Here is a 15,800-nt window from a genome sequence, read left to right on the forward strand (position 1 = left end):
CAAATAATTATGAAGAGATTTATAATCATTGCCATGTTGTTTGCCATGATGCCTTTAGTTGCTATGGCACAACATGAAGAAGATACGGAAAATGGTGTAGTATCATTGGCTGGAAGAGAAGGATTCACTATCGGAACCAAGAAAGGCGATTTCGTTTTCAAACCTTATCTGCTTGTGCAGACTTGTGGAAACTTCAACTGGTATGACGATGAAGGACTGGACAAGGCATACAATCAGGACAACATAGCCAATTCCGGCTTCTCCGTTCCTTATGCCGTACTCGGTTTCACAGGAAAAGCTTTCGACAAAGTAACTTTCAACCTTTCCATCAATGCCGCAGCCAGTGGCGGAGCATTGCTCCAACAAGCCTGGTTTGATGTCCAACTGAAGAAACAGTTTGCCATCCGGGTAGGTAAGTTTAAGACGCCTTTCTCACACGCTTACCTGACAACATTGGGAGAAACAATGATGCCTAGTTTGCCTGTATCACTGACTGCCCCCGTCATTCTTCCCTATTCCTTGAATGCGGTAACACCGAATATTGGTACCGGATTCGACTTGGGTGTAGAAATTCACGGTCTGATAGCCGACAAGTTCGGATACGAAATCGGCTTGTTCAACGGTACGGGAGCTTCGGTGAATACAGCTACAAAAACATTCAGTGACGACTGGCACATTCCGTCTTTGCTATATGCCGGACGTTTCACATATATGCCAAAAGGCGTGATGCCTGCTACGCAGGGAAATCCGAACCGATTGAATGAAGATAAAATCATGTTCGGTATTTCTACATCTATCAATGTGGAGAGTGAAAACGAAAGTACCAATGACTACCGCGCCGGACTGGAGTTCGCGATGCTGAAGAACAAACTTTACCTGGGAGCTGAAATGTATTACATGAATGTAGGTTTCACCAAAAGACAGAAGATTTCCGAATCATACAATTACCTGGGCGGTTACGTACAAGGCGGTTACTTTGTAGCTCCACGCTTGCAGGCTGCTGCACGTTATGATTTCTTCAACCGTAACGGAATGGACACCAACGGTTTCCTGAATATGCCCGCCGTAGGTATGAATTATTTCTTCAGAAATTGCAATCTGAAATTACAGGCTATGTACCAGTATATCGCCCGCAAAGGACATGATACCCAACTCGACCGTGACAACGACGATTTGGGCCTGGCTACACATTCCGCCACCATCTTACTTCAGTACACATTCTAAATAGAACAGGAAAGGATTTGTTTATGAAAAAATATATTCTTTTGGGGACTTGTCTACTGTTATTCGCAGGGCTTTCTTCTTGTGACGACGGACCTGTTTACGAAAAGACAGGTATTATATCAGAAGAGGGACGCACGCTGAAGATGAGTGGAATAATCAACGGTATCAGTAAATGGCCCGATAGTTATAGTATAGTAGTGGCAGGCTTCGGCGATGAGAGTGAGTATGCCGTTGTCACAAAAACAATCCCGGTTCCGGCTATCGAAGGTGATAAGATTCAGGTAACTATGACAGGCATCAGTGATGAGGTGAGTACTGTCGAATTATGCATTATCAATAAATTGAGAAAGCGGATTATCAGTTTCCAGTCGATGGACGACCTTACAGCAATCGACGATACCATACGTATGGATGCAGGTACCGTGAATGTAAGCATGTACAACGCTATCCAGCAAAATGTTTTCGATAAAGGCTGTATAGGCTGTCACGGAATAGCAACCAGTGCCGCAGCAGGATTGAGCTTATTGGAAGGAAACAGTTATCAGAATTTAGTAGGGCACTCTTCGTCGGTAGTAACCGGACTGCTGCGGGTGAAAGCCGGCAGCGCAGAAGAAAGTGTACTGCATCAAATCCTGAATACGACAGGTTGGAAAACCAATCATTCCAATATGATAACCGAGCCGAACATTCTGACTCTTATCGACGACTGGATTGACAACGGTGCACAAGAATAAATAGTTATTTATAAAATGAATATGAACAACAAAGAACAACAGAACATTCAGTCTGAAAAGACTCTAACTGAAATTTTCAAATATAAGGCAGCAGAAGGCCCTTCGGAGTATCACATCATGATTCATTCCACCCAACCGGAAGATATATACGAAAACCAACTCAACGCTGTACTGAATACTTACGATGATTTACTTGCAAAAGAACTGAAAGGAGCAGTTGCCATTTTCAAACGTTACTTCCTGAGCGATGCCGCCAACCAGACAGACACGCTACTGGCAGTAACGACCGAAGGTTCGGGCTACGCACTCTCTATTGTGGAGCAACCGCCATTGGACGGAACAAAAATCGCGTTATGGGTTTACCTGCTGACCGACGTACAGACACAAGTCCTGCACAACGGTCTTTTTGAAGTGAAACACAGTGCCTACCGCCACTTTTGGGGTGGCAGCGCATTCAATCGTGCAGCTAATCCGGAATATCAAACCCGCCTGCTGCTGAACGATTATGTGATGCAACTGATGGAACAAGGCTGCACATTGGCAGAACATTGTATCCGCACATGGTTCTTCGTTCAAAATGTAGACGTAAACTATGCCGGAGTAGTGAAAGCACGCAATGAAGTTTTCGTCACCCAAAACCTGACGGAAAAGACACATTATATCTCCAGCACAGGTATCGGCGGTCGCCATGCCGACCCCAAAATACTCGTACAGATGGATACATACGCAGTGTCCGGGGGAAAACCGGAACAGATTCATTTCCTCTATTCCCCTACCCACCTCAATCCTACCTATGAATACGGTGTCAGCTTTGAGCGTGGTACGTATGTGGATTATGCCGACCGTCGCCAGGTATTTATCTCCGGGACGGCAAGCATCAATAATAAAGGCGAGGTAGTGCATCCCGGCGACATCCGCAAACAAACGGAACGGATGTGGGAAAATGTAGAAACACTGCTGAACGAAGCGGACTGCACCTTCGACGACGTGGGACATATGATTGTATATCTGCGTGATATTGCAGACTATACTATCGTCAAAGGAATGTATGACAAACGTTTCCCATATATACCTAAAGTCTTTGTTCATGCTCCGGTATGCCGTCCCGGATGGTTGATAGAGATGGAGTGCATGGGAGTGAAAGACTGTAAGAACAAGGAGTACGCTCCATTTTAATATCATTAAAAGATTGTACTGTTGAAAAGGTTACTTATCATTTTATACATCTGCCTGGTGGGACTACTCGCTGTAGCTACTTTTATAGAACAGGCGAATGGGACAGATTTTGTAGAAAGAAATATATATCATACAAGTTGGTTTTGTTGTTTATGGGGAGTAATAGCTGTAATAGCACTCGTTGCTCTCATCCGACGCGCTTTGTGGCGACGATTTCCCATATTGTTGTTTCATGGCTCCCTTCTCGTTATCTTGGTGGGAGCCATGATCACATTTATGAGCAGCGAAAAGGGATATATACATTTAGTTCCCGGCACAACAGTGAACAGTTTCCAAGAGCCGGAAAGCGGAAGAAATATAGACTTGCCATTCAGCATGCAACTGGACAGCTTCCGTATCGAATATTATCCGGGGACGGAAGCTTCGTCAGATTATGTCAGCTATATCACCTACTCCACTACCGGTCAAAAGAACTTTTCATCACACGAACGGATTTCAATGAACCGGATATTCACCGCACAAGGCTTCCGCTTCTATCAGTCTTCTTTCGATGAAGACCAACAGGGAAGCTGGTTGAGTGTGAATTACGATCCATGGGGCACAAGTGTGACGTATGCAGGGTATATTTTACTGGGAATCTCCATGCTTTGGCTACTATTTTCCCGCAGCGGTGAATTCCGCCACCTGCTGAATCATCCTTTATTAAGGAAAGGAAGTGTATTCATCTTGTTTCTTCTCTGTCTTACAGGCATAACGCAGGCACAAACACAAGCGCCCCCAAAGCTGCTTCCTGCATTAAAGCGGGTGCAAGCCGATAGCCTGGCACGGGAACAAGTGATTTATCATGACCGGGTAGTACCTTTCAATACATTAGCCCGTGACTTTATTCAGAAACTGACAGGGGAAACCTCATACAAAGGACTGACACCCGAACAGATTATAGGCGGCTGGCTGCTCTATCCCGAAGTGTGGAGAAACGAACCGTTAATCTACATAAAAAACGCGGAACTACGGCATCTGCTCAACCTGCCAACATCCTATGCGCGCTTAACCGATTTGTTTGACGGTTCCGTCTACCGCTTGCAGAAACACTGGCAACGTGAACAGGGAAAACAAAGTAAACTGGCGAAAGCCATTCAGGAAACAGATGAAAAAGCAGGCTTGATTCTTATGCTGGAAAAAGGAACATTCATTCATCCGTTGCCTGTGGACGGCAGTGTACAACCTCTTTCTGAACGGCAAGTGAAAGCCGAACTGCTCTACAATCATATTCCGTTCAGCAAGATTCTCTTTATGGTGAATCTGACAGCAGGAATATTGGCTTTTCTGCTTTTACTTTATAACAGCCTGCGGAAAAATACGCTTTCACCGAAAGCACAGAAAGTTTCACGGATAGCAAAGACTTCCTTTTCTATTGTGCTCTATGCTGCCTTTATCTTTCATCTGGCAGGATATTGCCTGCGTTGGTATATCGGCGGACGAATCCCGCTCAGCAACGGTTATGAGACCATGCAGTTTATGGCACTTTGTATTCTCCTGCTAGCCTGTCTGCTCCACCGGAAATTCCCGTTTATGCTTCCATTCGGATTCCTGCTTTCCGGCTTCGCCCTATTGGTTTCTTACCTAGGGCAAATGAATCCCCAAATAACCCCTTTGATGCCGGTACTTGTCTCCCCGTGGTTAAGCATCCATGTTTCATTGATTATGATGTCCTATGCGCTGTTTGCTTTCATCATGCTGAATGGAATATTGGCCTTATGTCATCACAGGCAAGATGAACGGGTGGAACAGTTGACTATACTCAGCCGCCTGTTGCTCTACCCTGCCGTGTTCTTCCTAGGTGCGGGAATCTTCCTCGGAGCAGTTTGGGCAAATGTATCCTGGGGACGCTATTGGGCATGGGATCCGAAAGAAGTATGGGCATTAATAACTTTCCTTGTGTATGGAGCTGCTTTCCACTCACAAAGCCTTCGTTTCTTCCGCAAACCTTTATTCTTCCATATCTATATGATAATAGCTTTCCTCACAGTCCTGATGACTTATTTTGGAGTGAACTATGTCTTAGGTGGAATGCATAGTTACGCAAATGGCTGACTTTCATCCAGTTTTTTTCCGGGAATAAAGCTGCCACCCCCTATATATAGTTACTAATTTCTATTAGAATACCCACTTCAGGGGATTGCGGGAACAACGGAAAGCCCCTATCTTTGCAGTATCAGAATTAAATTAATTAGTCATAATTATATTACGTAGCCACATTAAAAATACATAGGAATCGGCCGAAGTGATTCATCCGCATTTCTTCTATTTGGTTGTTAAGTTGAAAAAACCATATAATGTATTCATTTTGGGATATGAATAGATGACATATTCTAAAAGAGGCAAAAACGTCCGGCTTGTGAAAGCCGGACGTTTTGTTATACTTGCAGTCCATCTCCTGAATCCGACAGACTGCAAACAGAATATGCCCGGACTGTGTATCAGCCCATGAGGTACTTACTGCCCGGCAGATAAGACAACAACTTCGCTAAAATACAGCATCCGCAGAATGTACTTGTACCCACCAACAGAATCGTGACCGGAGTAGAAAAGTATCCTTCCAGCAGTTTATAACTAAAACCGAGAATGAATATATGCATCAGATAAATACCATAGCTCAACTTGGATAGTTGAAGGATAAAATTGTATATCCGCCCCTTTTCAAAAGAAATCTTTTTTATAATGACAAAAGCACCATAAGTCATAAAGACCACATTGAAAGAACAGAAACGCCAGCTCAACTCCAGTTCCTGCAACTGAGTAGCAGTAAAAGTACGGTGATAATATACAATAGCGGTAAACAGATAACCGATAAGGAACAGGCTGACACCGACAAGCAAACTTTTCTTCAATGACCAATTAATATAGGTACGTATGTAATGCGCCAGTACCAAATAACCAATGAACCCGGAGAAATACCAGAAAGTATGGAATTCATTCCAATAACATTCACCATATACATCGCCTACCAACAGTTTTCCATAATGCCAGAAAGTAGTGAGAAACCATACAAGCAAAAAGACCTGTTCGCCACGCTTGGACGTCTCTTTCAACCAGGGAGATAGAACGGGCATAAACATATAGAGTCCGATAAGCATATAGATAAACCAAAGATGACCGCTCGCACCATTAAAATTCCATAGCAGTTGCAACAAGTTAGCCTGCACGTCGGTATAGGTAATATCTCCCCACGACCAAGGCAGGATGGCATACAGCAAAGACCATACTGCAAAAGGAACGACAACCCGGATAAAACGTCGTTTAAAAAAGTTCTGCGAACTGCCCCTCATAGGTAAAAGCAAGTAAGAAGAAGCCATCACGAAGAGAGGAACAGAAGAACGGAAAGCACTGTCAATCACACTCACCCAAAAGCCATCGGATACCGAACGTATCCCGATGGAATCACCATCAATAAAGAAGAACTCACAGGAATGGACCATAATAACCATAAAGCAAGCAATCACACGGAGATAGTCCAAAAATACAATCCGTTCAGCTTGACTCGAATCTTTTATTTGCATAGTAGTAGCTAATTAATTAAATTTGCGCAAAGATAGAGACCGGATAATTACGGTGCAATACTGATATATAACCATACCCCACACACATGGACGTATTAAAAACAGAACTTGAAGAAGCATTCGCTACGCAGCATTTCGACTATACGCGACTCAACCAGGATACGGTAGACGAGTGCCACACGCTAATACGTTCTCTTACAAAAGTGAATAATGGCTGTGCCGTCCTTTCCGACCTGGCTGCCGATAAAAGCTATTTCTCCATAGGCTCATTCGGCGACTTCCTCGGACTATCCGCCGAAGACTTATCACAGGAAATCATTGATTCGGTAGACGAAGACTGTATATATCATCATATCCACCCGGAAGACTTAGTGGATAAACGGATGCTGGAATTAAAGTTCTTCCGTTTCTTATGTGAACTTCCCGTAGACGAGAGATTGAAATACCGTTCCAGTTGCTGCATACGAATGATAAACGGGAAGGGTGAATACAAGTATATAGCCAATCAGACACAAATCTTACAGAACTCGCCTTGCGGAAATATGTGGTTGGCATTATGCCAATACGACTTGTCGCCGGAACAGAGCGAACGCTCAGGGATACAGGCAAGAATCACTAATAATGAGACAGGCGAAGTGATGGTTCTTTCCTTATCCGAAGAACGCTACGCGCTTCTTTCTGTCCGTGAAAGAGAAATACTGCATTTGATTAAAGAAGGTTTTATCAGCAAGGAGATTTCGGTCAGACTGGGTATCAGTATTCATACGGTAAACCGCCATCGGCAGAATATTCTGGAAAAACTAAGTGTGGACAATTCATTGGAAGCAATCCGTACAGCGGAAATAATGAAGCTATTGTAAAATCCATCTATCTCTCATAGAACAAAGCGGATAAAAGTATCACTACTTTCACCCGCTTCTGACCTAACCTAAACTTGACCTAAATATTACAATCCTAATGAAAACTGATTTTAATAGAGAACGTTTATTCATGTTTCAACCATTCTTTTGGTAGAACTTCCTTTTCACCTTTATCATTTACTAATTCCAGTTGCAGCACACCGCCGTTGCAATCAAAGTAACGCACTTCCATCGGATGCAAGCCGGCTTTCAATGCTTTCTGCACGATAATCTCTACCGGAGAATGTGCGCCGTCGTTGTCTCCCAGCAGTTCACCGTCAAGCATCAATGTGCTACCATCGTCCGAGAGAAGGGCAAATGTATAAATACCGTCAGCGGGAACTTCCAGATAACCGGTTATTACCAGTCCGATATCCCCTTTCACTTCTTCGGGGATGGATACGGATTCTACGACATACTCTCCTCTTACGGGAGCAGCGTCAATATCCACACAGAGATTTCCACGGAAGTTGTGCCATACAGCCTTCAGTCCGGGCTGCAAAGAAGCCGGAGCAGTGACTGCTTCCGCATAAGGAGCTTTGACGTATCTCGTACGTACTACGTCCGAAGGAGAGCCATCCGGACGGAAAGTACGGAAAGCAAAGTCTGTCGTTTCCTTTATTTTCAGTGAACCATTGTATAGAGACGATTTGCTGGTAGGCATACTTCCATCCGTCGTATAGCGGATTTCAGTGCCGGGCAACGGACAAGTTAAATTCACCGTAGCATCATCAATAAACGCGTTCACCTTATAGAATCCCTGCAAATCGGGGATACGGTAATTCACTCCCATGATATCCATACGCTTGAATTGCGGAACGAGCTGACGGTAAAATTCATCAAGTTCCGGTTTCGCTGCCGGTTCCGCCCATGCTATTTCACTCAATGCAATCATGCGGGGAACAATCAGATATTCAATGCGCTTCATTGTCGGAATCCATTCCGCCCAAAGATTGGCCTGCACACCCCAAATATATTCCTTCTGTTCCTGCGACAGTCTGTCGTCCGCATAGGGGTCGAATGCCAATATCTTCTTTACCGAATTTTGGTCTTGCGCATAGTCGAAATAAAAATATTCATTCGGACAAGCAATCACTTTTTGCTTTTGCGCCGTTGCCGTAGGCAGCGCTTCTTTCGCCCAACTTCTCCACCAGGTAATGGCAGCGTCCGAAGATAATCCGTCCTTCACCACTTCATCCCAGCCTACGAGTTTCTTTCCGTTGGCCTGGAAGAATTTCTCCATATCACGTACGAACCATGCCTGAAGTTCTTCCACCGAACTGAGTTTCTCCGTGCGGATACGTTTCTGGCAACGGGGACATTTTTTCCAGTTGTTCTTTTCCACTTCGTCTCCACCCATATGTACATATTCATAAGGGAAAAGTTCGAAAACTTCCTTGAATACATTCCGGCAGAATTCCAAAGTCGCGTCTTTGCCCGGACAGATGGGAGAAGAGAATGTCTCTCCCCATCCGATTAATCCGTCACAGGCTAAATCAGGATACTGGCTGATAGCTGCCAGGAAATGCCCCGGCATATCAACTTCGGGTATTACATCAATCCCTCTCTGCGCAGCGTAAGCTACTATCTCTTTGATATCATCATGTGTGTAATAACCGCCATACAACGTGTCACCTTCCACAATCCGTATCTTATTTTCAGGAATCAGGAAATCAGTGTTATCTTCCTCTATCGCACGTGCCATGCAAGTACGGTCGTGCGTATTGAATTTTCTCCATGCTCCTTTTTCAGTCAGCAACGGATATTTTTCAATCTCTATGCGCCAGCCCTGGTCGTCCGTGAGATGCCAGTGGAATTTGTTCAGTTTGTACAGGGACATCAAGTCCAACACGTGCTTCACTTCGTCTTTATTCCAAAAATGGCGGGAAGCGTCCAGCATAAATCCGCGCCACTCAAAACGGGGAGCATCTTCTATCTGTACGGCGGGAATGGAATAAGTCTGCTTCACACCCTGTATTTCTATTTCGGCGGGAAGTAACTGGCGGATAGTGGTAATGGCGGAAATAATGCCCGAATAGTCATTGGCTTCCACCTGAATAAATTCGGGTGTAGACTGGAGCTTGTAAGAGCCGGACTTCCCATCGGTATTCCCCAATTGGAAATAGACATCTACCTGATTTTTATCAGCAGTGACTTCCACAGAAGACGACACTACGTTTCGAAGAATCTCTTGCAGGTAACCGACTGCCGGAAAGAGGGACTGGTCGGACACTCCTATCTTCATTTCATCCTTAAAAACGAAAGCGCCCGACTGCTCGGTCAGACTTACGGGAGTAGGTAAAATTGTGATTTCTTGCTTGACGGCAGGCGTGCAAGCAGAAAATACACAAGCTGATACAATCAGTAGAGAGGTACTTAGTTGTTTGAACATGAGGTTAACTATTTAATAAATTAATTGTCCTGTTTTTAATTGGTCATCTATATATAATACAACTAAAAGCCCCAAACTACTAAAAGGAAATGAAAAGTTTTTTGTGGCTTGGGTTCACAAATTGCTATAAATGATTATCTTTGAACCCAATTATCACAACAAATAAGGATAAAGACCTGCTTAAATGTCAAGAGAGAATATTTTAATCAAAACCTCATGGATTAGCACCATTGGCAACGCAATCCTGTCCGCATCAAAAATCATTATCGGTTTGTTGGCCGGAAGTCTGGCCGTAGTTGGAGATGGTATCGATTCGGCAACGGATGTCATTATCTCTGTCGTTATGATATTTACGGCACGTGTCATCAGCCGTCCGCCTTCAAAGAAGTATGTATTCGGCTATGACAAGGCTGAGGGTATCGCGACCAAGATTCTATCGCTTGTGATATTCTATGCCGGTATGCAGATGTTACTATCATCTATTCAAAGCATCTTTTCGGATGAAGTGAAAGAAATACCATCCGCCATTGCCATTTATGTGACTATATTCTCTATTGTCGGTAAACTCTTACTGGCTTGGTACCAGTACAAGCAGGGAAAGAAAATAGACAGTTCCATGCTGACGGCGAACGCGATTAATATGCGTAATGATGTTGTTATTTCGGCAGGGGTCTTGATTGGTTTGCTCTTTACTTTTATATTCAAATTACCTATACTCGACTCGATAACAGGATTAATAATCAGTCTCTTTATTATAAAATCTTCCATCGGAATCTTTATTGATTCGAATGTGGAACTTATGGATGGCGTTAAGGATGTCAATGTATATAATAAGATATTCGAAGCTGTCGAGAAAGTGCCGGGGGCAAGTAATCCGCATCGGGTCAGGTCGCGGATGATAGGAAACCGGTATATAATTACACTTGATATAGAGGTGAATCCGCAGATAACCATCACGCAGGCACATGAGATTGCCGGAGCGGTGGAGAAAAGTATCGAAAGCTCCGTAGATAATGTTTATGATATTCTGGTGCATGTGGAACCTGCGGGGGAATGTCAGACGGATGAGAAATTCGGTATAGATAAAGATATGGTCTGAATTGCCGGAAGTAGCACTATCCGGTAATCTTTTTATTATGGATTGATAAATCTTCGGCAGCAAGGAAAGCTATTCCGCTTCTTTTTCTTAACTTTGCGTTCATCGTTTACACTATAATAAAGATTTGATATGGAAGAAACATTCAGGCGCTATCCTATCGGGATACAGGATTTTGAACAGTTGCGCAACAACAACTATATATATGTTGATAAAACAGCATTGGTCTATCAACTGGCTAATACAAACACGGTTTATTTCCTGAGCCGTCCCCGCCGTTTCGGAAAGAGCCTGCTAGTCTCTACGCTCGAAGCCTATTTTCTGGGAAAGAAAGAGCTTTTCAACGGACTTGCCATGGAGCAGTTGGAACAGGACTGGACGGTGTATCCGGTGCTGCACATCGACTTCAGCGGCAGTAAATATATGGAAGCAGAGTCACTCCGCGCATCTATCAATGTACAATTACTGCTTTGGGAAAACGTCTACGGACGCCAGGAAGGTGAAGACACATTCAGTTTGCGTCTTGAAGGCATCATCCGACGCGCTTATGAGCAAACCGGACAGCAGGTTGTCGTATTGGTAGACGAATATGATGCCCCGATGTTGGACACTAACAGTGATCATGAGTTGCAACGTGAGATTCGCGGTATCATGCGAGACTTCTTCAGCCCCTTGAAAAAGTCAGGCAAATATCTTCGTTTCCTCTTCCTTACGGGTATCAGCAAATTCAGTCAAATGAGTATATTCAGCGAACTGAACAATCTTCAGAACGTCAGTATGAGCGACAATTATGCCGCTATCTGCGGTATCACCGAGCAAGAACTACTGACGCAGATGAAAATAGACATCGAACAAATGGCTCAAGCCAATGATGAGACGTATGAAGAGGCATGCGCCCACTTAAAGAAACAGTATGACGGGTATCATTTCAGTAAATCCTGTGTGGATGTGTACAATCCTTTCAGCCTGATTAATGCTTTTGCACAAAAAAGCTATGAGAACTACTGGTTTTCTACCGGTACCCCCACCTTCCTGATAGAACTCCTGCAACAGATGGACTTCGACATCCGTCTGCTCGACCGTATGGACGCCAAGCCGGAAGATTTCGACAAGGCCACGGATTGTCTTACCGACCCCATTCCGGTGCTTTATCAAAGCGGCTATCTCACCATCAAGTCTTACGACGCCTTCTTCCGCACCTATACATTGGGCTATCCCAACGAAGAGGTTCGAATCGGCTTTATCGAATCGCTTATTCCTTCTTATCTTTACCAGCCAACGCGCGAAAGCAACTTTTACGTAGTGTCTTTCGTACGCGATTTGATGAAAGGAAACCTCGAATCTTGTCTCGAGCGTACCCGCTCTTTCTTCGCCTCTATCCCGAACGACCTGAACAACAAAGAAGAAAAGCATTATCAGACTATTTTCTATCTCCTGTTCCGCCTGATGGGGCAGTATGTGGATACCGAAGTAAAAAGCGCCGTCGGACGGGCGGACGTGGTTATTAAAATGCAGGATGCCATTTATGTACTTGAATTCAAAATGGACGGTACGGCAGAAGAAGCTTTGGCGCAGATAAACAGTAAAGGATACGCCATTCCATACGCGGCCGACCACCGGAACGTAGTGAAAGCCGGCATCAACTTCGACAGCTCCACGCGGACAATCGGAGACTGGAAAATAGAAGAATAACCTATTATTGACGCATCCCGCCATCTCTTGACAGGCTTCACCATATAAATGAAAAGGCAGTAACTCCTCCCGTTGATAAGAAGCTACTGCCTTCTCTTTTAAAATGCGGACTTTTGTTGATAAGGTTTACCAATCTTAACAAAAGAGTAACTAGTTACACTCTGTAAAATTCGACAAGCCTGCAAAATCATATAGAAACAACCTAATAACTAATCTTCACTCCGGCAAAGAAGCTTCTCGGCAATGAAGGACCATAAATATAGCCCGAATCACGGTCGGGTCCTTTATCGAAATCATTCTGATAGGCGTTGAAGATATTCTGTATTCCGGCATTCACCTGCAAGTTCACCGACTTATAAAGTTTGAAGTCATAGGCAGCTTTCAGACCGATGTCGAAAAAGTCTTTCGTATTTACCGTTATCGGATTTTCGAGGAACCCCGGAACGGGTTCGTGAGGGACTAGCATCGAACCGGTATAGGTGCCCGAAAGGGCGATGGATAACGGTTTTATCGGGGTATAAGTTGCCGTAAAATAGCCGTAAGTATTCGGTGTACGCATCATTTTCTTCACAGCCGGAGCATCTTCGTTCCATGTATGCGGTTCGCTGTAATGACTCTGTTGCAAAGTAACTCCTGCCTGAAGTTGGAATTTGTTCAAGTAAGCCATTTTTCCTTCCAGTGTCAATCCCATTACCCGTGCACCCGCCGCATTATGGCGTGTACGTGTCAGAATCCCATCAACTACTTCCCCATCGGTAAGAGCAAAAACATCGGATAATTTGGTATAAAACCCTTCAATGAGAAAGTTGACCTGAAATGCGCCAAAACGATGGTAGATATCTGCCGATGCACTCAGGCTTTGTGACCTTTCTTCTTTCAAATCATCAGCAAGCTTCACCATTGCCACATTACCACCTACATTCTCCACATGCAAATCTTCATCAAAAGCCTGCGGAGCGCGGAAACCTGATGAATAACTTAAACGGAGATTGATATTCTCTGTCGGGTTGTAGCGCAGATTGGCACGCGGGCTGAAAATAATGTGGCCTATCAAGTTGTGCTTGTCCAGACGACCACCGATAAGGAATCCCCAGTGTTCATTCTTCCACTCATTCTGAAGAAATGCACTACCGATATTTACTTTTTGGTCTACCGTACGGTTGTATCCCCACATGTTATCTTCCAGTTTGTCCTGATTGAATTCTATTCCTGCTGTCAGGTCGGAAGGCATAAAGATACATTTGCCGAAGCTGTAAACATACTGTGAGCCTGCCATCCAGTTGAGGTCAGTGGTGTTTCCATATGCATCTAAAGGGTCTCTGTCGCCCGGACCATAGTAACTGTCACGATTGATATGCTGTGCGGAAGCGAATACATTAAAACGATGCTTCTCATTAGGTGAGAAATAATCGAACTTCACACCACCGCCATTGATGGAATGTTCGGTCTGTTCGGCCACATTCGCTTCGTGGGGCGGGCGGTTCAACAAGTCCCCTCCTCTGCGGAATTCTTCCATATGGTGATATTCAAAAGTCAGTTTGGAGTAAGTGCTTGTTTTCAGGAAAGAACGGAAGCCGACTGTCTGCCCATGTATTTTGGGGATTTCAGAGTATCCGTCTCCGTCGTGGTCGTAAGCGGAACGGTGGCGGTTCTGCCCGAAGATATATAGTCCGGCACGTTGGTCGTCCGTCACTAATGAGGCATTCAGGGAAGTGCTGTTGTCGAACGCGTCTCCGTCACCGATTCCCGTTATCGTATGAGACAACATGCCTGAATTGCGAATCGGCTCTTTGGTAATGATATTGATTGTACCCGCAATGGCAGACGAACCGAACAATGCCGAGCCACCGCCACGCATCACTTCTACCCGCTCTATCATACTGGCGGGAATCTGTTCAATACCATATACTCCGGAGAGTGCACTGAATATAGGACGTGAATCCAGCAGGATTTGTGTATAAGGACCGTCCAGTCCGTTGATACGCACCTGTTGGAAACCGCAATTCTGACAGTTGGACTCTACACGTACTCCGGGCTGAAAGCTCAGTCCTTGAGCCAAAGTCGTAGAGTTCGTATTCTCAAAGATTTTCAAATCAACGACATTGACCAGTGTCGGAGCCAGACGGCGGGTGGTTTCATTACGGTTGGCAGATACAACGACACCATCCAAGGCAACCGCGTCTTCTTCTATTTCAAAGTCTTCTTCCAAAGTGCGTCCTTTTTTCAACGTCACGTTGCGCCTTACGGTTTTATAACCGACAGAACTTACTTCGAGCACAAAATTTCCTTCGGGAAGATTCTTCAGGAAGTAGTGTCCCGTAGCATCGGTGACAGTACCGATGGTAGTACCTTTCAGTGCCACTGTGATATATGGCAGATGTTCTTTCGTGTTTTTATCAAGGATATGACCGATAATATTGGCATCCGACTTACGTAATTCGGGATGATTGGGATGTTCGTAGGCTTGTCCTCCGATGGCAGGCAACAGTGCACAGCACAAGCAGACAAGCGAAAATATGTATTTCTTCATTTTTCGTTTGTAATTCGTTCTTCGTTAAGTATTCACGTGAGAAAACAGATAATACCCTGCCTGATTACTAAAAGGCAGAATGTCATCATTCAAATAACGGAAAAACGAATGGCAGGCGGAGCGCGGAGTGCTGTCACTCCATGATAAGGAGCATGAAAATGTGTATGCTGCGGACGTTTGAGCAACAGGCACAATAAAAATGGGATGAAAAGGGAAAGAGCAAAAACAACAGTCGCACCGTCCACTGTCAGATGAGACAGGAAGTGGATATGTATCAGTTCGACTGTTGAATGCTTATGTGCCGCCCCTTTCTTGAACGGGTGTGAATGGACGATTGTCACGCCATTGACCACATGCACGTGGGCAAAGAATGTAAGACTTGCCAAATACAACACAAAGAGTATCGGCAAGAAATAGCGTGTAATATTCAATAACAATCGTTTCACCTCATTTTTGCTTTGGGACGGCAAAGATACAAACTATTTTTTTAACAATCA

Annotated in this window: 11 protein-coding genes; 7 read left to right on the plus strand and 4 right to left on the minus strand. The window is 44.5% G+C overall.

Annotated features, from left to right (window positions below; all coding sequences use genetic code 11):
• Positions 1–9: 9 nt before the first annotated feature.
• Genes BQ7997_RS11105 through BQ7997_RS11120 form a run of 4 tightly spaced genes read left to right on the plus strand, consistent with a single transcriptional unit; the run spans position 10 to position 5,228 of the window.
• A complete protein-coding gene (locus BQ7997_RS11105) occupies positions 10–1,224 on the plus strand; it encodes a porin (protein ID WP_044654642.1) in 1,215 nt (404 codons plus the stop codon).
• Positions 1,225–1,247: 23 nt separating this feature from the next.
• Positions 1,248–1,958, plus strand: coding sequence for a hypothetical protein (locus BQ7997_RS11110; protein WP_073346267.1), 711 nt, complete (start codon positions 1,248–1,250; stop codon positions 1,956–1,958).
• A gap of 21 nt (positions 1,959–1,979) precedes the next feature.
• Entirely contained in the window at positions 1,980–3,134 is a 1,155-nt protein-coding gene (locus BQ7997_RS11115; protein WP_073346557.1) for a Rid family hydrolase, read from the plus strand.
• A gap of 21 nt (positions 3,135–3,155) precedes the next feature.
• Entirely contained in the window at positions 3,156–5,228 is a 2,073-nt protein-coding gene (locus BQ7997_RS11120; RefSeq protein WP_044654644.1) for a cytochrome c biogenesis protein CcsA, read from the plus strand.
• A 386-nt stretch (positions 5,229–5,614) separates the two neighbouring features.
• Here BQ7997_RS11120 and BQ7997_RS11125 read toward each other — a convergent pair whose 3' ends face one another.
• Positions 5,615–6,694, minus strand: coding sequence for an acyltransferase (locus tag BQ7997_RS11125; protein ID WP_073346270.1), 1,080 nt, complete (start codon positions 6,692–6,694; stop codon positions 5,615–5,617).
• A gap of 86 nt (positions 6,695–6,780) precedes the next feature.
• Between BQ7997_RS11125 and BQ7997_RS11130 the strand changes: the two genes are divergently transcribed.
• Positions 6,781–7,554: a helix-turn-helix domain-containing protein gene (locus BQ7997_RS11130; RefSeq protein ID WP_073346272.1), complete on the plus strand. Its 774-nt coding sequence runs from the start codon at positions 6,781–6,783 to the stop codon at positions 7,552–7,554.
• Between the two features lie 124 nt (positions 7,555–7,678).
• Here BQ7997_RS11130 and BQ7997_RS11135 read toward each other — a convergent pair whose 3' ends face one another.
• The gene (locus BQ7997_RS11135; RefSeq protein ID WP_073346275.1) at positions 7,679–9,985 is read right to left on the minus strand and encodes a family 20 glycosylhydrolase; all 2,307 of its coding nucleotides are present in this window, start codon (positions 9,983–9,985) and stop codon (positions 7,679–7,681) included.
• Between the two features lie 184 nt (positions 9,986–10,169).
• Between BQ7997_RS11135 and BQ7997_RS11140 the strand changes: the two genes are divergently transcribed.
• Complete coding sequence (locus BQ7997_RS11140; RefSeq protein WP_073346277.1) at positions 10,170–11,084, plus strand: cation diffusion facilitator family transporter; 915 nt, start codon at positions 10,170–10,172, stop codon at positions 11,082–11,084.
• A 129-nt stretch (positions 11,085–11,213) separates the two neighbouring features.
• The gene (locus BQ7997_RS11145) at positions 11,214–12,773 is read left to right on the plus strand and encodes an ATP-binding protein (protein WP_073346279.1); all 1,560 of its coding nucleotides are present in this window, start codon (positions 11,214–11,216) and stop codon (positions 12,771–12,773) included.
• Between the two features lie 202 nt (positions 12,774–12,975).
• Here the strand turns inward: BQ7997_RS11145 and BQ7997_RS11150 are convergent, their stop codons facing one another.
• Positions 12,976–15,303: a TonB-dependent receptor gene (locus BQ7997_RS11150; RefSeq protein ID WP_073346282.1), complete on the minus strand. Its 2,328-nt coding sequence runs from the start codon at positions 15,301–15,303 to the stop codon at positions 12,976–12,978.
• A gap of 89 nt (positions 15,304–15,392) precedes the next feature.
• Positions 15,393–15,773 carry a hypothetical protein gene (locus tag BQ7997_RS11155; RefSeq protein WP_073346284.1) on the minus strand — a complete coding sequence of 127 codons (381 nt, stop codon included), beginning with the start codon at positions 15,771–15,773 and terminating at the stop codon, positions 15,393–15,395.
• Positions 15,774–15,800 lie beyond the last annotated feature (27 nt).

The organism is Bacteroides congonensis (genome assembly GCF_900130125.1).
Taxonomy (GTDB): Bacteria; Bacteroidota; Bacteroidia; order Bacteroidales; family Bacteroidaceae; genus Bacteroides; species Bacteroides congonensis.

What these genes read in the sequence shown, in the direction of transcription:
- BQ7997_RS11110 (WP_073346267.1), top strand. Translation starts at nt 1,248, where the DNA reads ATGAAAAAATATATTCTTTTGGGGACTTGTCTACTGTTATTCGCAGGG.
- BQ7997_RS11130 (WP_073346272.1), top strand. Translation starts at nt 6,781, where the DNA reads ATGGACGTATTAAAAACAGAACTTGAAGAAGCATTCGCTACGCAGCAT.
- BQ7997_RS11115 (WP_073346557.1), top strand. Translation starts at nt 1,980, where the DNA reads ATGAACAACAAAGAACAACAGAACATTCAGTCTGAAAAGACTCTAACT.
- BQ7997_RS11145 (WP_073346279.1), top strand. Translation starts at nt 11,214, where the DNA reads ATGGAAGAAACATTCAGGCGCTATCCTATCGGGATACAGGATTTTGAA.
- BQ7997_RS11150 (WP_073346282.1), bottom strand. Translation starts at nt 15,303, where the DNA reads ATGAAGAAATACATATTTTCGCTTGTCTGCTTGTGCTGTGCACTGTTG.
- BQ7997_RS11135 (WP_073346275.1), bottom strand. Translation starts at nt 9,985, where the DNA reads ATGTTCAAACAACTAAGTACCTCTCTACTGATTGTATCAGCTTGTGTA.
- BQ7997_RS11105 (WP_044654642.1), top strand. Translation starts at nt 10, where the DNA reads ATGAAGAGATTTATAATCATTGCCATGTTGTTTGCCATGATGCCTTTA.
- BQ7997_RS11125 (WP_073346270.1), bottom strand. Translation starts at nt 6,694, where the DNA reads ATGCAAATAAAAGATTCGAGTCAAGCTGAACGGATTGTATTTTTGGAC.
- BQ7997_RS11140 (WP_073346277.1), top strand. Translation starts at nt 10,170, where the DNA reads ATGTCAAGAGAGAATATTTTAATCAAAACCTCATGGATTAGCACCATT.